Genomic DNA, 21007 nt, shown 5'->3' with positions numbered 1-21007 from the left:
GAGTACTGCTGGCTGAGCTGCTAACATAAAGCTTCAGGCTTTTTATAGTGTTATGCGCTGGAATAGAGATATACTAAGGTTAATGTCGTTGTTTAGCCGGGTTTATAAGATGAAAAAAACTAAAGTAGTAACCACCGAAGAAATATTACTCACGCTCTGTCAGTCCGTTACTCAGGTGTTAGCTGCCGCTGGCAACGATAAGGTTGCTTATTCGCCTATGGTACAAAAAATCCAGAAAACCTGCCTGCGTCCTGACCTTGGTTGTTTTGTATTATTTGATGGTGGCTTTTCTGGTTTAGTTATTATCAACTTTACCTCGCAAGCAGCAATGGAAATTTACCGTAAATACATGATGAGCATGGGCATGCCCGAGTCTGAATTGGCTAATTTCCATACCTCAGACGAAGTGGGTAATGTCATGGGCGAGCTGATGAACCAAATCGTCGGCGACTTCACCAACAGAGTCCGCATGGAGCTGCAAACCTCTATTAATCAAAGCCAGCCGAAAATGATGGCGATTAATAAACAAGTACAAATCATGATCAACACTCAGCTGGATCAGCCTCAGGCCCGCCGGGTGACTTTCAGCACACCAAACCATGCAATTTTCTACATGGAATTGTCGATGGATAAAACTGAATTTATCCAACTGCACGATTTTATCCCAACCCAGGATGAAAATCCGGACGACATTATTGCCAATACCAATGCCGCAGAATCTGAAGCGTCGGAATCTGTAGAAGTATTAACCTCTGATGCAGATGATGATTTCCTGAAAAATCTGGGGTTGTAAAGTCTAGATTCTGCCATCAGAGCGCGGCTCTGATGGCAGTTTTATCCGAAAACTGGCGCCACCCAAACTGCTTTCGCCCACTTCAATACTTGCGTTATGCCATTCAAGCACCCGGCAGACAATAGCCAGGCCTAAACCAAAACCACCAAAACCTTTTTGCCGACTAGGGTCTAACCGTACAAAAGGTTTAAGTATTTCCGCTCTTTTTTCTGGCGCTATGCCTGGACCATCGTCTTCAACACAGAGCTCAATAGCCTCTGGAGCAGATTGCAGCACCAGCACTACTCTGGCACGGGCAAAGCGTTTTGCATTGACCAACAAATTTTGTACTGCGCGCTCCAGATAATGGCCATCACACACATAAGTACAACCCGTCTTCACTTGCAGTTCAATGGCTGCACCGGGCAAAGGAGATAACTTCTCCACTAAGTTCTGCAGTAACTCAGACAAGTCGACCTTCTGCATCTTTAACTGGGGTTGTGTGGATTCAAGACGAGCATAATCCAGCATTTCGTCCACCAGTTGCTCCAGCTCTTTGACATCATTCAGCATCAATTGTTTTTCATCCTGCGTTAAAGCAGACAATTCCAGAGCAAAACTTAACCGGGCCAAAGGGGTACGCAACTCATGCGAAACCGCCTGAGTCATTTCACGTTGCAATCCCAACAGACGCTGGATTTGTTGTCGCATCTGTTCAAAGCTGATGGCAATAGGGGCAATAAAAGATCGCACTGGAACAGCAGCAGTGCCTGTCGGATTCAACAATTGCTGTTTTAACTTTTGGATATCGCGGGCAACAGGCCAGAGCCATAACCAGACAGCTACGGCCAGCAAGCCCAAAAATAACAAACTAAACCAATAGGAAGGAACTGTACTCTCGCTCAGATCTGTAGGACCCAATTGCCATAACTCGCCTTGCTGCATGGCATAAAAAAACACCTGATCCCGGGTAAACAACGGCACAACCTGCCCAGAGTCTAATGCAGCTCGTTCAGTTTCAGACCATAAAATGCTGCCGGCCGGCAACAAAGTGACAGGCAAAGCTGAGGATAATTGAGCTTGCGGTAAAGATTGAGTACTGAGTTGTCCGGCAAGATTGTCTGCGACCAGCATCACCCAAGGCGGAACCTGGCTTTGTGTTTCCTGCCAGATCCTCTCTACAGTCCAGCCGACACCAATGAGCACCAGCGAAATAAACAGGTAAAAATGCAGAAATAATCTGGACACTTACTAGCTGTTCCAGGCATCTGCAACAAACAAGTATCCTTTGCCCCACACCGTCTTAATCCGGAACGGCGTTTCGGCGTTGTCATTCAGCTTACGGCGCAAATGCGATATCCGCACATCTACAGTGCGATCCAGCCCATCGTATTCACGTCCAATAATTTGTTTATGAATTGCCTCGCGTTTTACCGTCTGGCCAGCATGTTTGGCTAACATCCATAACAAATCAAACTCATAACTGGTCAATTCAACCAGTTGCCCGTCAAAGTGAGCTTCGCGGGCACTGTTGTTCAGGTTCAGTTTGCCAAAGCTCAGCTCCTGATTTTCAGTTTTCAGAACCGGGTTGCCTCGTCTTAATAGGGCATGCACCCTTGCCAGCAATACACGAGGCTCCACAGGTTTAATCACATAGTCATCTGCACCCAATTCAAGGCCCAATACTTGATCAATATCACCTTGTTTGGCGGTTAACATCAACACAGGAGCGGTAAACCAGGGACGGATAGCACGGCAAATGCTGAAACCATCCATACCAGGCAGCATCAAATCCAGAATAACCAGATCAGGTTGCCAGGTTTTGCAAATAGCTGGAACTGTCTCCCCCCGGCCTTCCAGCCGCACGTCAAAACCATGTTGCTGCAAAAAGCTCTGCACTAAAGCCGCCAGGCGGGCATCATCTTCAACTAATAAGATTTTTTGCATTAAAACACACTCCAGGGAGCCACCAGACGACGTCTTTTTTCCGGCTGACGGCTTAAGACAATTAACTCTTTTTGCAACAACACTTGAGTGTCATTTTGCAATCTTACTTCTGTTTTACCTGGCCAGTTCAACTCTTGCTGCCACTGTCCTTGTTGTACCTGTTGCCAACACTGCATTTGCTGTTGTGCCAAATACAAACATAAGTTTTCCGCTTTATTGCTGCTCCAGCTCACCGTCAGCAGAGCTTCGCAATTTTGTTCCACTGTTGCGGAAACACAAAAAGCCGGACTTACAGACCAGCACAATTCAGCCCTGCATTCGGGAACCTGAGCATTCGCCAGCAGTATGTTACTGACGAATAGCAGCCCTAACATTCCCTATCCTTGCATCAATAAAAGCGATAACTCACACCTACAAACCAGGTCTGCACTGAATCATCCTGCACTAACGGGCTATCCGTCATTGCATCGTCCAAATGCAGATATCTATAAAAAGTCAGTAATGACCAGCGCGTATCCAAAGCCTTTTGCCAGCCTAAACGTAGTTCAGGTTGCCAACTGGCACGCCCCTGATATCGCTGCAGATAATACAGTTCATCCTCGTCGACACCATAATAGGTATCGATCAATTTGGCACTTTTCCAATATAAAGTGGTACTTAGATCAAATTGTCCACCAGCAAAAGGCCAAAAACCTGACCAGCTCAGACTGGCGTTCTGACCTTCATACTTTGAACTGATATCTTGCCAAAGGTTTAATCTGCCCTGCCATTGTTCGCCAAACCAGTTGAACTGAACTCCGGCATCTACCGCAGTTGGCCGTTTTTTAACATGCTCAATGGACACTGCAGCCATAGACTTTTCAGTACCAGTGTCTATTTCTGGTGGTAACACTAAGCCAGAGGTATTCATGCTAATCACATTGCCGGCAAACCAACGCTGAAAATAGCCTTTTTCTGAATTCAGCCTCATCACAATACTGGCGGCGAATTGATCATTTTGTTGCAGGCTATAGCCCAAAGTACCATTGTCGATAAACCAGGAGTCAGCGTAGTAACTAAAGTCCGGCAAGATCAGCATAGGGAAGCTGTCGCCATCATACAAAGGATTGCTGCGCTGTCCTGCCCCTAAAGCCACAGACAACTGAAGTTTTTCAGACTCTACACAAAATTTTTCGTCTGTGGCACATGCCAAAGCTGCACTGCTGGCAAAAAAGCAGAGAAGAACAAGCCAAGTCACTGATTTCATCAACACATCACCCAGACTAAAGATTGAGCGTACTTTAGCAGTTATTGCAAAACAGCTTAAGCAGAGTTAACAACTTCACACAAATTGCAGCACCCAGTCACAGCGCAGCTGAAGTCAGACCATCTAATCCGAAGAGTTTTCTCAGCCGTATTCAGGCAGTGATGAAGCCTTTTCGGAGCACGGGTGAAAAGGATCCAACAGACTAATTTAATGCTATGATGCCCGACACTGAGAAGAATAAACAGCGCTTGGCTGCAGTACGCCACTCATCATACCCAAAGTAATGGCAGTTGCAGCAAGACAACAAGAGAAAAAGCGCAGTCAACGCAGTTGCAGCTTTAAGTAAGAAGGGTATATGAAGTCAACAAATCAGCCAGGAATAGCCCCGATGACACCGTTGAAAGGAAAAGCGACCTCCTTTGATATCGCCTATCTTGCCGGCGTATCTCAATCTACAGTTTCCCGTGCATTGCGTGACAGCCCTGCTGTAAATCAGGAAACCAAAGACAAAATTTTTGCCATCGCCAAACAGTTAAATTACAAAGTAGATAAAAACGCCAGTAATTTACGCAAACAAACCACTGGTACTTTGGCGCTGTTGCTGTTTGAAGACCCTACTGTGGATGAGTCGCAAATTAATCCATTTTTTCTCGCTATGCTGGGCAGTATTACCCGTGCCTGCAGTCAGCGTGGTCATGATTTATTAGTCTCCTTTCAACAACTCAGTAATGACTGGCATGCCGATTATGAAGACAGTAAAAAAGCAGATGGCATTATTCTGCTCGGTTACGGTGATTACAAAGACTACGAAGAAAAACTCAATACCCTGTTAGCTCAGCAAACTCATTTTGTCTGCTGGGGTGCAGAAGTGCACGGCCATCCTGAATTCACTATCCGCAGCAATAACCTGCAAGGTGGTAAGCTGGCCGGACAGCACCTGCTGCAACAAGGGCGGAAGCGTTTTGCTTTTATTGGCAATGCATCCGACCACAGCCCTGAATTTTTGGCTCGTTATCAGGGTATGGTGTATGCCTTAAAACAAGCAGGTATAGCTGAAAGCACAGTGGCGCAACTGGATGCTATTTCGACAGAGCAAGCAGGGTTTGATGCAATCAACCAATTGCATGCTCAAGGCAAAAGCTTTGATGCACTGTTTTGTGCCAGTGATCTGATTGCTATAGGTGCTATTCGTGCTTTGCAGAAAAAAGGCCTGAAAGTGCCGGAAGATGTTGCAGTCGTCGGCTTTGATGATATTCCGGTTGCTTCTTTTGCTTCTCCTGCTTTAACCACTATTCAGCAAAACACCTCGCTGGCTGGTGAGATGCTGGTGGTGAATTTATTAAAACTGATTAACCACCAGCCTGTTGAGCTAACCGAAATTCAGCCAAAAATTATTGTCCGTCAATCTTGCGGTGCTGCAGAACGTTAAACTGCAGCCCAGGTTATTTTTATGACACTCACTTCCAAAGGTCTTCATCCCCGTAATAAGCACCAGCAAGCCTATGATTTTGCAGCTTTAACTACTGCGGTTCCGGCTTTAACTGCTTTTGTGCGCGATAATGGCCATGGCACACTATCGATTGACTTCGCCAACCCTCAGGCCGTTAAAACCCTGAATCAGGCCTTGTTAAAACACTTTTATGCGATACCACACTGGCAGTTACCCGAGCAGTTTTTATGCCCTGCAGTACCGGGGCGGGTGGATTATCTGCATTATTTGGCCGATCTGTTAGCACCGCTGAATAAAGGCAAAATTCCAACAGGTCCAAAGCTACAACTGCTCGACATCGGCTGTGGTGCCAATCTGATTTACCCTTTGCTGGCTCAGGCTGAATATGGCTGGAAAGTCACAGCATCGGAATTAGACCCGCAAGCACTGGCCGCAGCTCAGTTATTAATTAAGCAAAACCAGCTGCACCATAAAATAACATTACGCCAGCAGCACAACACCGAACAAATCTTTCAGGGCATTATTCAGCCTGATGATTTGTTTGATTTAACCTTATGCAATCCACCTTTTCACAGCTCTGCTGAGCAGGCTCAGGCAGGCAGCGAGCGCAAAGCGAAAAACCTCGGTCAGAAAAATACCAGATTGAACTTTGCTGGCCGTAATCATGAACTCTGGTGTGAGGGCGGAGAAGCAGCTTTTATTCGCCGTATGATCAACGAAAGCCAAAGTTACGCTCAGCAGGTAGTATGGTTTAGCAGCCTGGTTTCTAAACAAGAAAATGTGCAGCTGTTGCAGCAACAACTAACAAAGCTGGGTGCTCAGCAGCAACTGATTGAAATGCAGCAAGGTAATAAACAAAGCAGACTCTTGGCCTGGTCTTTTATGAATCCAACACAACGTCAGTTGTGGGCTGACTATCGCTGGCGTTAAAGCTCAGCAGAACAAGGTCCTGATCCAACATAAGGCCGCGGATCAGGACAGACGCCACGACCTGCAGGCCATGGCGTCGTGGATCACTGTTGTGCTGCTGTGGTCTCTTGTTCTTTGACGAACCACACAGACAAAGCCCCCAATATCATGGCCGCACCTGCCAGCATCACAATATACAGCGCTTCATTTTTAAAGACAGAGCCAAGGATCCAGCCCGCCAGTAAACCCGATACAATCTGCGGCGCTGCTATAGTGAAGTTGAAAATCCCCATGTAGACGCCAGTTTTATTGGCGGGTAACGCGCCTGCCAGAATGGCATAAGGCATCGCCAATATAGCGGCCCAGGCTATGCCTATGCCTATCATCGGGATCATTAAAGACAAAGCCCCTTGTGGAATAGTAACTTCAGTGATCAGCAAATCCACCTGAGTCAGGGTCGGATCGTTAAAAAGTACAAAACTCAGATAACCGACACCACCACAAGCTAACGCAAAGGAATACACCAGTTTACGGCCAAATACATTGGCCAGCTTTGCCATCACCATGGCAAAAAACACGGCAAACAGAGAATAGCCCGCATACAGAATACCAACCCAATCGCCTGCAGCACCTTTGGCTGCAGCTATATCGGCAGGCACTCCCCCCATTTGCTGAATATAAACCGGATCAAACCAGTGCACTGCAACACCCCAGTTGTTCTGAGCGACAGCGGCCGGGAAATAAGTCCACATGATAAACAAAGCAAACCAGGAGAAAAACTGCACCAGAGCCAGCTGTTTCATGATGCCAGGCATAGACAGCATAGTGGCCCAGAATGACTTCATCTTCTCAGCAAAGCTGGTTTTTTCGCGCTGTTGCTGCAGTTTTTCAAGCTCCAGCCCTTTGTACTGGCAATATTGTTCAGGGTTGTATTCGCGGGTTCTGAACGCAGTCCACAACACACTGCCCAACAACACAGTAGCGCCAATGTAAAAGGACCAAATAACTGAATCAGCCACCTGGCCAGTTTGTGAAGCGTTATCCAGACCAATCACGTTGGTCAGCACAAAAGGCAAAATAGAACCAAAAACGGCACCTATGTTAATCAGCAGGGTTTGGACAGAGAACCCCAGATTACGTTGTTCGGCTGGAACCATATCCGAGACCAGAGAGCGAAACGGCTGAAAGGTGACATTAAAAGCGGCATCTTTAATTGCAAAAATCACCAGACCAAACAACATAGGCGGAATAAAGGCAACCACCATAGAAGAATTAGGTAACAACACCATAGCGCCAGCGGCAACTACTGCACCGCCCAGCATAAAAGGAATACGACGTCCAAATCTGTTCCAGGTACGATCAGAAGCAGCACCTACTATAGGCTGCACCAACAACCCCATGATGGGAGCAGCCAACCAGAACAATGACAATGACGATAAATCAGCGCCAAGATCGGAAAGGATGCGACTGACATTGCCATTTTGCAAAGCAAAACCAATTTGCACCCCGAGAAAACCAAAACTGAGGTTCCATATCTGCCAGAACGATAACTGCGGTTGTTTCATCTGTTGTCCTATTATTTTTATGTGAATGTCAGGTGAGCGCTCACCTGAAACCGGCTCCTCTGTCATCTAATCCGGCCTTCAGTTCACCTGCAATGGACAACGCTGACGACGCCTGTTAGAGCGTTGGAGAAGAGATCGATTAGAACAGCCTTTGCCAGAGCCAGCAACCGGCTGAATACGTATTCAGCCGCTGCACAAAGTATCAAAGATGACCTTAATCAGTATGGCTCAGCCTGAAGCCGATGCCGAATTTTTCCCGATCACTATACCCTGAGCGGGAATAACGGCTTAACGCTTTTCCCAGTTGTAAAAAGGGACGCCAAAAGACGTCCCTGCAAAGCGCTCACTAGTTACCAGATTTTGACTCGTACCGCATCATCACGGTACATACCATCACCAGGTTTCACATCAAAGGTCTGATAAAATTCAGGCATATTCGACAGCACACCTAAGACTCGGTACATACCCGGAGAATGAGGTCCAGTGATCACTTGCTGACGCAAGGAAGCATCACGGAACTTGATTCGCCACACCTGAGACCAGCCCATAAAGAAACGCTGATCACCACTGAAACCATCAATCACAGCAGCAGGTTTGCCCTGTAACGAGGTTTGATAAGCTTTAAAAGCAACAGTTAAACCACCCAAGTCGGCAATGTTTTCACCCAAACCTAAAGCACCCTGCAGTTTTAAATCATCAATAGGATTAAAGGCACTGTACTGGTCTATCATCAGTTGAGCACGTTTCTGGAACTGCTCTGCATCTGTAGGCTTCCACCAGTCGGTTAAGTTACCATTGCCATCTGAACGACGACCCTGATCGTCAAAACCGTGGGTAATTTCATGCCCTATCACGCCACCAATGGCACCGTAGTTCACCGCATCATCCGCATTCACATTAAAAAATGGCGGTTGCAAAATGGCTGCAGGGAACACAATTTCATTCATCGTCGAGCTGTAATACGCATTGACGGTTTGAGGTGTCATACCCCACTCAGTGCGATCGACCGGCTGGCCTAATTTGGCCACCATGCGATCGAATTCACACTGGCTGCTACGCTGCATATTGCCCAGTAAGTCGCCAGCTTTTACTTCTAAACAGCTGTAGTCACGCCATACATCAGGGTAGCCAATTTTGGCATTAAACTTAGACAGTTTTTCCTGGGCCGCCTTTTTGGTTTCAGGACTCATCCACTCCAGACCATCTATAGCTTCTTTAAAAGCGACTCGCATATTTTTGATCAGTTGATCCATGCGCTCTTTGGCTTCAGGCTTAAAGTGGCGATCAACATAGATTTTGCCCAGCATAAAGCCTAAAGAGCCTTCAAGCGCTGCTACAGCACGTTTTTCGCGTTCACGCTGCGCCTCTAAACCAGACAAAGTTTTACCATAAAATTCAAAACTAGCCTGATCAAAGCTGCTGGCCAATAACTCACTGTTGGCACGCACCAGATGGAATTTTAGGTAACTCTGCCAGTCAGCAAGCGAAATTTCGCTTTGTAACTTAGCAAAAGCGGTCAGGTAAGTAGGTTGACGCACGACTAACTCTTTTACATCAGAGAGTTTGGCTGCACCTAATAAAGCAGCCCAGTCAAAACCTGGCGCTGTTTCAGCAAGCTGAGCCAGAGTTAATTTGTTATACGTGGCGTTACGATCCCGGTTCTGTACCCTGCTCCATTGAGCTTCGGCCAGCTTGGTTTCTATCGCATAGACAGTGGCAGCGACTTTTGCCGGATCCTCCCAGCCGGCCAATTCAGCAACTTTGCTAATGTAAGCCTGATACTTCTGCTGAATTTCTTTCGATTTTTCATCCGTATTTAAATAATAATCACGGTCTGGCATACCTAAACCTGACTGGTTCGCCAGGGTAATATACTGATCTGATGCTTTTTGATCCTGACCGACAAATAACACTACAGGAGTGCCGGTACGAGCAGCCTGGAATTCGCCCCACAGCTTGGCTAAATCGGCATGAGACGTCAGAGCTTCTACTTTAGTAAAGTCGGCTTTTAATGGCGCTAAACCTAAAGTATCCAGTGTCGCTGTATCCATATAAGAGCGGTAAAAGTCAGAAATTTTTTGTGTGTCAGTACCAGCTTCTGCCGTTTGGCCTGCCAGTTCCTGCACTATCGCCAGTACTTGTTTGTCAGCGTTTTCACGCAATTCATCAAAACTGCCCCAACGGCCTTTGTCGGCTGGTATTTCAGTTTTTGCCAGCCAGTTGCCGTTTACATAACGGAAAAAGTCCTGGGCTGGTTTCACGCTGGTGTCCATATTGGACAGCTCAATACCTGAAGTTAAGGTTTTTACTTCAGCCACAGCAGCTGCAGGTGTCTCAGTGGATTGAGTTGGGGTTTGGGCTTTATCACAGCCTGCCAGTGCCACAAGCACAGCAAGGGCCAGAGTAGATTTATTTAACATGGTTTTTCCTGAAATTGATTTTAGTTATCAGTTTTTACGCAAAACCAGTGTAGAGAAAAGAAGGGTATTGTCCAGTTCTAAGATTTTTACTGCGACTAGTGGCATGGCAAACCGGATAAATATCCAAAAGCAGATGAGCAGAATTTAAGCTTCGAGACCTTCAGCAATCTGAGTAGTTACATTAATCAACCATTGCCTGTCTTGTTCAGCCAGAGGCAAATCCAATTCGGCCATCACAGCCATGGCTAACTGCCGCAAATTGTCTTGTAAAACGGCTGGCAAATGATTATCAGAGTCTGTGACTAACCCCAACACGGTCAGCCAGACAACACGAAAGTCAGCCAAAGCTTTGGTTTGCTCCAGTTCAGATTCTTGTTCGGCAGCATCAAGTTGGTACAAGACGCGACGAAACACCTGAGCCTCCAGGGCTTTGGTGTTCGACGCTAAAAGGCGGGTAGTACGATAAAGATCTAAAGGACTGCGCATCAGGCCAGCTTAACTAAACAAACTCAGTAAAGAGCGAGCCCCTTGGTTGCCATTGCCTATACCCAAGGTTTGCTGTTTCAGTTGCTGACGGGTTTCTTCAGCTTGTTTCAACAACGCGGCTCTTCCCTCTTCATCTGGCACTGCAGTAGCTGATTTCCTGCCCCCTGTACGCTCAGACTCCAAACTACTGGCAGCTTTACTGACCGCAGTTGCGGTTTCTAACTGAGCTTTCAGTTTTTTATCTTCTTTTGCTAAACGCTCAGAGCTTTCGTTGACTGACTTTTCCGCAGCAGCCAAAGCACTGGTTTTGCTCTCTTTGCCATTTAATAATTCCCGGGCTTCCTGGGCTGAGCCAATTTTTTCAGGTAAACCAAGACGCTTATCAAGCTGACTACTGCCCAGTACAGACTGACTGCCATAACTATTGGTGGTGATCTTAGTGCTGTCTTTATCCGTCAGCAAATTCACACCTTTGCTACCCGCAGCACCCTTATAACTGGCGCTTTCCAGAGATTTTTCAATACCGGTACGAAGTTCTGAATACTGTTTTTGTAACTTTTCACGTTCAGGAGTAGCTAAAGAGTCATCAGCCAGTTTAGTTGCAACCTCCCGCACTTTCACCAGTGAATCTTTAATCTCTGTTGTGGCTGCCTGTGCACTTTCTACCGCACCTTTACCTTTCGCCAAACTTTGCTGCACCGCAGAATAATCTTTTGCCGAATTACGGCCAGGGCTAAATTCTAATTCAGCCTTTTTACTGGCTGAAGCTGAGCTACTGCTGTTGGCAGAATTGGGCGCTGAACCAGAAGTTGCAGCAGGATTTACTGTGGGGGTCGAAGGAATAAATCCCGGGCTGATGTTGTTAATCATCACAAACTCCATCTGAGCCAAGGCCCAGAAATTAAACTACTTACAGTTTAACGCTGCGCTACAGTTTCGCCAATCAAATATGGCTATTTTATCGCCAAAGATCCATGACCTGCCATTTTCCGTTAAAGTAGTTGTTTAGATAACAAGGCGCCTTATGCAACAGCTACTGCTGATTTACGATGGAGACTGCCCTTTGTGCCGTAACTATGTGGCGGCGCAGCGGCTGCAAAAACAATTCGGCGAACTGACGCTGCTCAATGCCAGAGATTTGCCTGAACAAGCCCCGTTGTTACTGGCTGAATTGCACCATAGGGGTTTGATGGTGAATCAAAGCATGCTGTTAAGGGTGGACGGTCGCTGGTTAAAAGGAGCTGAAGTATTACAACTGTTGGCCTCACTGAATGAGGCCAGTTGGCGCAACAGGCTTTGGTTGTATTGGTTTCAATCTGCAGGCCGCGCCCGCTTTAGTTATCCACTGCTGCGGGCCGGACGCAATCTGTTATTAAAGCTGTTAAAAATACCGCCTTTGCCTTACTGAAGCTCTAACACCAGACTGCCACGCTCAGGTAGTTGCAGACTGCCGTTGGTGGTGATGCTTTTGCCTGTCAGTACATCAATAAAGCGGGCATGGGCTGGTAATAGTTCAGCGTAACGCTTTAGATCCACGGTTTTGACATCGGTATTTTTATTAAAAAACACCCACAGCTGTTTGTTGTCCTGATAACGCACATAACTGTAAATACCATCAGCCGGGCTGAAATGTTTCATCTTTCCTTGCTGTAACACAGCGCTGTTTTTACGGTAATTCGCCAGTGTTTTGATCAATTGCTGTGCCTGTAGCTGCGCCTGGCTTAAACCTTTGCCGCTAAAGGCATTCACTGCGTCTCCAGCCCAACCACCGGGAAAATCACTACGCACTAAACCATCGTCACGCTGTTTAGGGCTTTGCGCCAGAATTTCAGTGCCATAATACAGCTGCGGAATACGAGGTGCAGTCAGCAGATAAATCATCGCCATCCGATACAAATCGCTGTCTTCATTGAGTAAGGAAAATATCCGCGCTGTATCGTGATTGCCTTCAAACAACACCAGATTGCTTGGGTCTGGGTAAATCACATCGTTACCTAAAGCTTCATAAAGTTTGATCCAGCCTTTATCCCATGACTCTTCTTCAGTCAGCGCCGCCAGCAAAGCATAATAGAGCGGAAAGTCCATCATGCTGGGTGTAAACGACTGATAACCATCAGAGTTCTGTTTGCCTTTTTGCCAATAGGACACCACAACAGGGTTAGCGCTCCACTCTTCACCGACAATATTAAAATTCGGGTATTCGTTCATCAGGCGCTTCGACCACTGAGTCAGAAAATCTTTATCCGCATAAGAGTAGGTGTCTTCACGAATACCAGACAAACCAGCGTATTCGACCCACCAGATGGAGTTTTGGATCAAATAAGTCGCCAGTAACGGATGACGTTGATTTAAATCCGGCATAGTCTCGACAAACCAGCCATCAACAAAAGCTTTGGCATCGACCTTTGCGGCATAAGGGTCCTGCACTGTAGTGCGGGCGTGGTTGGTTGGATGGAAACTGGCGTTATAATTCAGCCAGCTTTTTTCCGGTAAATCCTTCAGCCACCAGTGGTTGGAGCCAATGTGATTCACCACTATGTCCTGGATCACTCCTATACCCTGTTTATTGGCCTTAAGTACAAAGTTTTTGTAACTTTCATTGCTGCCAAAACGTGGGTCTATTTTGTAGAGATCCGTAGCTGCATAACCATGATAGGAATAAGCCGGGCTATTGTTTTCCGTCAGAGGCTGAGGCCAAATTTGCGTCACACCCAATTGCTGTAAATACGGCAAAGCCTGCTGCATACCGGCAATATCACCACCATGTCGGCCACCTGGGTTTGCTCTGTCTAACCCTTCGCTCATGCCTTTCACTTCATCGTTGGTTGGATCGCCGTTGACAAAACGATCCGGTGTGATGAGGTAAATTAAATCTTTTTGACCAAAACCCTGGCGCTGAGCCGACCCCTCTTTACGCGCCAATACACTGTAATTATGCCTTGCTACTGTTTTGCCATTTCGGCTAAAACTCAGCTCAAAACTACCGGGTTTTACATCAGGACTTAGTTCCAAATCGACAAACAGATAATTTGGATTTTGTACCTTCTGCACACCCAAAAGCTTCACGCCCGAATAACTTAGCTGCACCTGAGTATGCTGAATATCTTTGCCATGCACCATCAGCTGCAACTTTGGCTCTTTCATTCCAGCCCACCAGAAAGCAGGCTCCAGATGTTCAATTGGACTGGCGAAAACAAGATTCGCCATCAGCGCCAGACTCAGCAGCACAGCTTTTGTCCTATGAAGAGGCTTCATTCTAACACCACCCTGGCTTTGGCCTGATCCCAGTGCAGCTTCAGCAGCACTTGTTGTTTGCTGGCATCAAAATAAGCGCTTCCTGCCACCAATTCTGCTGCTGAATTTACCCAACTCAGCGCTTTACCATTCACCAGCGCGGTAGCAGGTTTGGCCATCTGATCCACAACCAACATAGTTTCCCGCTGTTTTGGCATACCGGCATAGCCCAAACCTGTGCGGTTGAATTCAAAAGCCAAACTCTTGCCTTTTGCCGCAGCACTGAAGGTCAGCAGTTCATACTGGCCTTTGCTTAATGAATCCGGCGATTTACCATCGTCTTCATACATTTGGCCTTTGGCCTGACTGATAGATGTATCGTGGTAATAATGCAGCTCTAACTGACGGCTGCTGTAGTCTTTTAAACTTTGAACCGCAGGCACCATAGGCACAAAAGAGCCGGCACGAACCAGCACAGGTAAAGTGGTTAAGTCGGTCGGTTGTTCAATAGTTTTGCCGCCCTGATAGGCTTTGCCTGTCCAATAATCCAGCCAGACACCAGCAGGTAACTGCACTGGTACCGACTTCACACCAGCAGCAGTGACAGGGGTAACTAAAAAGGCATCGCCCCAGAGGTAACTGTCTTTATTGGCGATTAAACTGGTGTCTGCTTCGTTTTCAAAAAACAGCGGGCGCATTAATGGCATACCAGTGCTGCTGTTTTGATAAGCCAAAGTGTAGTTGTAAGGCGTTAAGCGATAACGTAACTTGACGTATTCGCGCAAAATATCTTTGGTTTCTTGGTCGTGCAACACGGGCTCAGGGGCTATTTGCTCCTGGGCGTGAGGGCGATACACAGGCTGGAACACACCGTATTGCAACCAGCGGATATACATTTCTTTATCAAACACTTCGCCACCGGCAAAACCACCTAAATCCGAATGGGTATAAGCCAGGCCTAACAAGCCCATTTGCAGCGCCAACTCCACCTGAGGTTTTAAACCATCCCAGCTGCGACTGACATCTCCTGTCCAGGGGATCATGCCAAAACGTTGTGAGCCAGCAAAACCCGAACGCATCATAATCATAGGACGCTGCTCTGGTTGCTTTTCTAAACGGTTCTGATACACCAGCTCAGCCCAGCGATGGCCATACACATTATGAATTTCATCCGCAGTGCCAAGGCTATGAATCGCATCAGAAGGATGTACTTCAGGCTCGCCTAAATCGCCCCACCAGCCCGCTACGCCATACTCAGCCAGCTCGTTATAAATGCCTTCAAACCAACTTGTGCCCTCTTTTGAAAACACATCCACTAAGCCTGTGTTGCCAAAATAGAAATCGAAGGTTTTGGCTTTGCCTGCTAAATCAGTAGCTAAAGCTTTGGCTTGCACTGCTTCATTCCAACGTGTGGAGGTACTTAACACAAAAGGTTCAGTGATCAGTACTGTGTTCACCCCTTTAGCTTTAAAGTCGCTGATCATGCCTTTAGGGTTAGGAAAAGCTTTGTTGTCCCAGGCCAGGTTGCCCATATGGCCTTGAATATCTGGCCCAAACCAGTATAAATCCAGCACTACAGCATCCAGTGGAAAGTCTTCAGCGGCAAACTTATCCACTATGGCGCGGGTTTCGGCCTCGGTACGATAGCCAAAACGTGAAGCAAAATTACCCAAAGCCCAACGCGGTGGCAGTGGTTGCTTACCGGTCACTGTCACGTACTCTTCAATCAGTTTTGGATAAGTGGGCGCCGCCATCACCACATAAGCAGTACGGCCTGCCACAGCTTCAAATTGCAGCACTTCTTTTTCGGTTTTGCCTAAATCAACAAAACCACTGGCGCTGTTATCAAACAACAACAGATACTTTTCACTCGACATCACAGCGGGTAAACCAAAATACATCTGCTGTGCTTCAGTGGTGTAGCCGTAGCTGGCTTTGTTATACAAAGGCAAACGCTGGCCACGTCTGTCCATGCCCACAACCCGCTGGCCTGTGCCTAACAGCTTTTCATCATCCTGCAGCTTAAAGCGGAAGCCTCTCATCGTTTCATGAGCAAAAAAGCCCTTTTCTTCGGCCAGAATAAATTCGTTGCCACGGTAATAGCTCAGCTGAAAAGGCGACTTATTTACCCGCACTGTTAACTGGTCTGTGGCGAACTCAAGTTGTTGCGGCTGATCATTCAAACCGGCAGCAAGGCTGAGTTCAGGTGCAACCAAGGCAAAAGATGGCAATTGTTTCAGGCCACTTTTCTGGTAAACAACTTCTACAGCGCCCTGGCTTTTAAAGCTTAATGACACCGCATATTCATCGGTCTGAAGCAGCAGCTTGTTATCAAGCACTTGGTGCGATTGATAAGTGGCGGCCTGTGCAGTTGAAGCGAACAGTACAACTACAAAAGCCAGCTGGAAACGAAGTGATATCATGTCTAAATCCTGTCTTACGCCGGGTCAGGCCCGGCAAAAAGCATTGTTTTATTTAAGCCCCAGCAGCGCGGCGCAAAAACTCATCATGTGAAAACAGCTTGGCCAAAGGCTCTTGTTTAATGGCCTTGATGTTTTTCAACATGTCTTTTAGTTGAGTATCAGAGAAGCTGTCCGCCAGAGGGTGATAATCACGTGGCATTAAACCCTGCCCTAACATCACCTGTAACCAGGAACCATCATGGAATAAATCATGTTGTTCACGGAAAATGCTGCCATCGGCCTGAAACAACTCAATTTTGTGTTTTAGCGAATCAGGAATTTGCAGTTGACGCATATCACGCCAGAACTGGCTGTCCGTGCGTTCAGTCACGTGGTAGTGCAGTAATAAAAAGTCGCGTATATACACAAACTCGGCTTCGGATTGTTTGTTGTATTCAGCTACAGTCGCTTGTTCAATACCGTTATGCGGGAACATTTTCAGCAAACGCACTATGCCAGACTGCACTAAATGAATACTGGTGGATTCCAATGGTTCCAGAAAACCGCTGGATAAACCCACAGCAACCACATTGTGATGCCACTGCTTACGGGCGCGACCAGTTTTGAATTTAATCAGTTTAGGATCAGCCAGTGCTGTGCTTTGTAAATTACCCATCAGCACGTCCAAAGCTTGCTGCTCCGTATAATGAGCGCTGCTAAACACCATGCCATTGCCGTTACGATGCTGCAGCGGTATACGCCACTGCCAGCCCGCTTCATGCGCTATGGCTCTGGTGTAAGGTAAAGTCTGCTCAAAACGTTCGGTTGGTACTGCCCAGGCGCGGTCGCAAGGTAAAAAGTGGCTCCAGTCGTCATAGCCAACGCCAAGTTTACGTTGCAACAACAAACTGACAAAACCTGAGCAATCGATAAATAAATCACCTTTTACTTCGCGACCATCTTTGAGCACTAAACTTTTGATATGACCATTGTGATGCTGAGTCACCTGCTCCACCATGCCCTCCGTGCGCACTACCCCCATAGGCTCACTGAACTTACGCAGGAAAGCAGCATACAAACCTGCATCAAAATGATAAGCGTAAGGTAATTCCAGAATAGGGTCTTTGGCTGTGATAGGAGCAAATTTACCAGCCTCAGCACAAAGGTAATTTAAGTCGTAATCCCAGATGGATGTCATATCACCAAATTGTTGCCGTGCCCTTAACCATAAGTGATGAAAATGGCAGAAGGTCAAACTACGGCCCGGAGCACCAAAGCTGTGATAATAACCGTCACCCTGGGCTCGCCAGTTCTCGAATTTGATCGCTAGTTTGATAGTGGCTTTGGTCTCACGTAAAAACTCTGCTTCGTTAATGCCCAGCACCTGATTAAGCAAACGAATAGGCGGAATAGTGGCTTCTCCGACACCTACAGTGCCAATAGCATCAGACTCAACCAGCTCAACCTCAACGACGCCACCCAATACTTTTTTCAGCAGCGCAGCACTAAGCCAGCCTGCAGTACCACCACCCAGAATCACTACTTTTTTGATTGGAGTCATGCGTATTCCCTAAAGAAAAACCCAGCCATGATGGCTGGGTTTTAAACAGAGTTTGTCAGTAGTCGGGCAGCTCAGCTGCTCCGACACAACCTCAGCCTGCATCAGAACTTGTAGTTTAAGCCTAACAGGAAGTTACGGCCAAAACTCTGGTACTGAGTGATCTGGCGAGTATCGCCAGGGTTGTTCTGAATGGTTTTCTCATCCGTTAAGTTCTGACCTTGCAACGAAACACGCAGGCCTTCCAGTGCATCAATACCTGACTCACTGAAATCATAACCAATCTGTGCATCGATCAATGAACCGCCCTGATCCATAGTTGGAGCCAGACTTAAGCTCAGACCACGGGTTTCAGTCGCAAACTGGTCACGTTTAGTACCAGAGACACGAACTTCAAAACCAGCACGCTCATAATAAGCGGTCAAAGTGTAAATCTCTTCAGATAAACCTGGTACACGACCACCGTCATCTAACTCACCATCCATAAAGGTGGCACTGGCAACAATACCAAAACCATCCAGAACTTCATCGATGATGTCAAATGGTACGCTGGCTTGCAGCTCGTAACCACGAACAAAACCAGTTAAACCATCCTGACGGATATCCAGACGACCTAAGAAGGTAGCTGGTGGTGCATTAGGTGGCGTACCCTGTGCTGATGTCTGGTGGAAACCAGGAATATAATAATCAGAGAAATCATTGATTAACGTAATGTTACGGTGCCAGTTTTTCAGATCTTTATAGAAGAAACTTGCCGCAAAAAAACCATTGTCATGGAAATAATTCTCGTAGGATAAATCGAACTGGTCAGCTTCTAACGGCTTCAGTTCAGAATTACCGGCATTACCCGCAAAGGCACTGTTTAACGGATCATCATCCAGAATGTTGGTGTCGTTAAAGTTAAAGGTCACCTGGCTATTTGGACGTAAGTCATCCAGACGCGGACGACTCATGACTTTAGACACAGCAGTACGGACAAACTGGCTGTCTGCTACTTCAAAGCTCAGGTTCATGCTTGGTAAAACGTCAGTGTAATCAGTACCACCTGATACTGCGATAGCATCAGTAAAACGGTCGCTGCCTGATGAAGCATTAAAACCAAAACCTTCCTGATCAGATTTCACGATTTGTACACCGACATTACCAGTCACAGGGATTGAACCCACGTCTGTATTAATATCTAACATACCGTATAAGGTAGTGATTTTCTCATTGATCTCGTAGGTATCGCCAAAACGGCCGTTTTCCAGGAAAGCTGCATCTGTAGAGATGTAATAACCATTGTTATACAAAGCTAAACTGTCATAAGCCAATACGCCGTTGATGCCAACAAAGCTTAAATCTGCCACACCTATCACATCAGGAATAGCATCTGAGTTTGGCCATACATTGGCGGTCAAATAAGCGCCATTGTTGATTTTGCTCTTAGTGCGGTCTTTATAAACCAGACCAGTTTCCAGACCTGTGAAAATACCCCATTCCACTGCGCCGTTAAATTGCAGACGTACGCTGTCCAGCTCTTCTTCAAAAATTGGTTTATTAACAAAACCATCCTGAGCTGTAGTAGGACCAAAACCATTACCTGTGTCCTGGAATCCAGGCACCGGAGCTAATGAACCACCCCAGGCTTGTGGGCCAGCTAAACGAATTAACGCCGGGTTAGTCAGATCAACAGGTGCAATAGTAGGGTGAGCACCAAACATAGCGCCAGACGACGTCATGACCCATGAACGGGCACTGATAGGTCTGTTGTCTGGTCCTGTGCCGCCAGCACGGCCCACACCTGAATAACTTTCCACATCAGTGATAGTTTTATCGACTTTGCCTGTTGAAAGATCAAGTTCAGCAGTCCAGTCATCGCTGATATTGTATTCCAGATTCAAACCAAAAGTTTTCAGTTCAGCGTCCTGCTCGCGGGAGTCGTTACGGATCACCGAAAAGAAACCATCGTGGTAAGCTGACGTTGCCAGGCCATTCTGAACTTCAGTAATGGTATAAGCACCTGTACCCCATTCAGCCATACCTTCTTCCAGACCACGGCGTACATCGGTTTCATTAAAGTTGATGTACAAAGCATCAAACTTAACTTTTAAGTCATCGCTGGCATCGTATTCAAAGATAGCGGCAATAGAGTCCCGCTCCAGCATAGCTGAACGGGTAAAGGTATCATGGCCACCTAAAATAAAAGTGTCTGCCGGTACTGTTACACCTGGCGCACCTTTGGTCGTTGCGGCTCCAGGATAACCCCAGCCACGGAACTGTTGTTCCTGACGTGGTGATTTAATAGAAGACAAAACCAAAGCAAAACCTAATTTGTCATCAACAAATTTATCGATGTAGTTAATTGAGGCTTTGTGACCATGATCGTCAAAATCCGGGTTACCGGATTCCTGATCATTTTGTTCATAGTTCAGGTTCACAACAAAAGTATCTTCTGCCGTCAAAGGACGAACAGTTTGCAAATCAACAGTACCGCCAATACCCTGCGCCATCAGCGAAGCGTCTGGTGTTTTGTAAACCATCGCAGTAGAGACGATTTCTGACGGGTACAGGTCGTATTCAACGCCGCGGTTGTCACCCATACCTAATAATTCGCGACCATTTAATGAGGTGCCTACGTAGTTTTCGTTAAAACCACGAACAGACAAACCGCTGGTACGGCCGTTACGACGCTCACCGGCTAAGCCTGGCAAACGTGCTAAAGATTCTGCCACGCTGGTGTCCGGCAGCTTACCAATATCTTCTGCAGACAAAACTTCAACGATGGAGTTTTCGCTCATTTTTACAGCCTGAGCTTTTTGTAAGCTGCCACGGAAACCCGTGATGCCTATCACTTCAATTTGTTCTTCTTGGGCATTTGCTGCCGCATTGGTTTGTTCAGCCTGTTGGGCAGAGCTATGTGAGCTGAAGCCCGCAGTCGCAATAGCCATTGTGAGTATGCTTAACTTAAATTTATTCATGCCCTTATCCCCGGATATGTTTGTTTTTTTGGTTCAGACTTATATCTGTCTGGTTGTT

16 protein-coding genes are annotated in these 21007 nt (G+C 46.7%); 4 read left to right on the top strand and 12 right to left on the bottom strand.

Annotated elements, in window-relative coordinates; all coding sequences use genetic code 11:
• Positions 1 to 109 precede the first annotated feature (109 nt).
• Positions 110 to 793, top strand: coding sequence for a DUF3334 family protein (locus tag LSG37_RS10150; protein ID WP_233079762.1), 684 nt, complete (start codon positions 110 to 112; stop codon positions 791 to 793).
• Positions 794 to 796: 3 nt separating this feature from the next.
• Here the strand turns inward: LSG37_RS10150 and LSG37_RS10145 are convergent, their stop codons facing one another.
• From LSG37_RS10145 to LSG37_RS10130, 4 genes are read right to left on the bottom strand one after another with little or no spacing between them, the layout of a single operon-like run.
• On the bottom strand, positions 797 to 2020 hold the full coding sequence (locus tag LSG37_RS10145; protein WP_233079761.1) for an ATP-binding protein: 1224 nt from the start codon (positions 2018 to 2020) through the stop codon (positions 797 to 799).
• Positions 2021 to 2023: 3 nt separating this feature from the next.
• Entirely contained in the window at positions 2024 to 2719 is a 696-nt protein-coding gene (locus LSG37_RS10140) for a winged helix-turn-helix domain-containing protein (protein WP_233079760.1), read from the bottom strand.
• Positions 2719 to 3093: a DUF3019 domain-containing protein gene (locus tag LSG37_RS10135; protein WP_233079759.1), complete on the bottom strand. Its 375-nt coding sequence runs from the start codon at positions 3091 to 3093 to the stop codon at positions 2719 to 2721. Before LSG37_RS10135 ends, LSG37_RS10140 begins: the two co-directional genes overlap by 1 nt.
• A gap of 14 nt (positions 3094 to 3107) precedes the next feature.
• Entirely contained in the window at positions 3108 to 3965 is an 858-nt protein-coding gene (locus LSG37_RS10130; RefSeq protein ID WP_233079758.1) for a MipA/OmpV family protein, read from the bottom strand.
• Between the two features lie 388 nt (positions 3966 to 4353).
• Here LSG37_RS10130 and LSG37_RS10125 point away from each other — a divergent pair, with 388 nt between their 5' ends.
• Both LSG37_RS10125 and rlmF read left to right on the top strand, forming a co-directional pair.
• On the top strand, positions 4354 to 5394 hold the full coding sequence (locus LSG37_RS10125; RefSeq protein WP_233079757.1) for a LacI family DNA-binding transcriptional regulator: 1041 nt from the start codon (positions 4354 to 4356) through the stop codon (positions 5392 to 5394).
• Positions 5395 to 5415: 21 nt separating this feature from the next.
• On the top strand, positions 5416 to 6345 hold the full coding sequence (rlmF, locus tag LSG37_RS10120) for a 23S rRNA (adenine(1618)-N(6))-methyltransferase RlmF (protein WP_233079756.1): 930 nt from the start codon (positions 5416 to 5418) through the stop codon (positions 6343 to 6345).
• A gap of 83 nt (positions 6346 to 6428) precedes the next feature.
• Here rlmF and LSG37_RS10115 read toward each other — a convergent pair whose 3' ends face one another.
• The 4 genes from LSG37_RS10115 to LSG37_RS10100 all read right to left on the bottom strand — a co-directional run bounded on the left by LSG37_RS10115 (position 6429) and on the right by LSG37_RS10100 (position 11665).
• Positions 6429 to 7889, bottom strand: a complete 1461-nt coding sequence (locus LSG37_RS10115) for an MFS transporter (RefSeq protein WP_233079755.1) — start codon at positions 7887 to 7889, stop codon at positions 6429 to 6431.
• A gap of 350 nt (positions 7890 to 8239) precedes the next feature.
• Positions 8240 to 10309 (bottom strand): M13 family metallopeptidase, encoded by a 2070-nt coding sequence (locus tag LSG37_RS10110; RefSeq protein WP_233079754.1) that lies wholly within the window; start codon positions 10307 to 10309, stop codon positions 8240 to 8242.
• Between the two features lie 144 nt (positions 10310 to 10453).
• Positions 10454 to 10795: a flagellar biosynthesis regulator FlaF gene (locus tag LSG37_RS10105; RefSeq protein WP_233079753.1), complete on the bottom strand. Its 342-nt coding sequence runs from the start codon at positions 10793 to 10795 to the stop codon at positions 10454 to 10456.
• Positions 10796 to 10804: 9 nt separating this feature from the next.
• Complete coding sequence (locus LSG37_RS10100) at positions 10805 to 11665, bottom strand: hypothetical protein (RefSeq protein ID WP_233079752.1); 861 nt, start codon at positions 11663 to 11665, stop codon at positions 10805 to 10807.
• Between the two features lie 154 nt (positions 11666 to 11819).
• On the opposite strand from LSG37_RS10100, the gene LSG37_RS10095 reads away from it, so the two are divergent.
• A complete protein-coding gene (locus LSG37_RS10095; protein WP_233079751.1) occupies positions 11820 to 12203 on the top strand; it encodes a DCC1-like thiol-disulfide oxidoreductase family protein in 384 nt (127 codons plus the stop codon).
• Here LSG37_RS10095 and LSG37_RS10090 read toward each other — a convergent pair.
• The 4 genes from LSG37_RS10090 to LSG37_RS10075 form a co-directional block, all read right to left on the bottom strand.
• Positions 12197 to 14050: a glycoside hydrolase family 13 protein gene (locus LSG37_RS10090; protein ID WP_233079750.1), complete on the bottom strand. Its 1854-nt coding sequence runs from the start codon at positions 14048 to 14050 to the stop codon at positions 12197 to 12199. The genes LSG37_RS10095 and LSG37_RS10090 overlap by 7 nt on opposite strands.
• On the bottom strand, positions 14047 to 16452 hold the full coding sequence (locus tag LSG37_RS10085) for a glycoside hydrolase family 31 protein (RefSeq protein ID WP_233079749.1): 2406 nt from the start codon (positions 16450 to 16452) through the stop codon (positions 14047 to 14049). The genes LSG37_RS10090 and LSG37_RS10085 overlap by 4 nt, the downstream gene beginning before the upstream one ends.
• Positions 16453 to 16504: 52 nt before the next feature.
• Entirely contained in the window at positions 16505 to 17992 is a 1488-nt protein-coding gene (locus LSG37_RS10080) for a tryptophan halogenase family protein (protein WP_233079748.1), read from the bottom strand.
• Positions 17993 to 18093: 101 nt separating this feature from the next.
• Entirely contained in the window at positions 18094 to 20949 is a 2856-nt protein-coding gene (locus LSG37_RS10075) for a TonB-dependent receptor (protein WP_233079747.1), read from the bottom strand.
• Positions 20950 to 21007 lie beyond the last annotated feature (58 nt).

This window comes from Rheinheimera soli, assembly GCF_021290985.1.
Taxonomy (GTDB): domain Bacteria; phylum Pseudomonadota; class Gammaproteobacteria; order Enterobacterales; family Alteromonadaceae; genus Pararheinheimera; species Pararheinheimera soli.
Note: the sequence above shows the minus strand (reverse complement) of the source record. Positions and strands in the feature narration are given on the sequence as shown.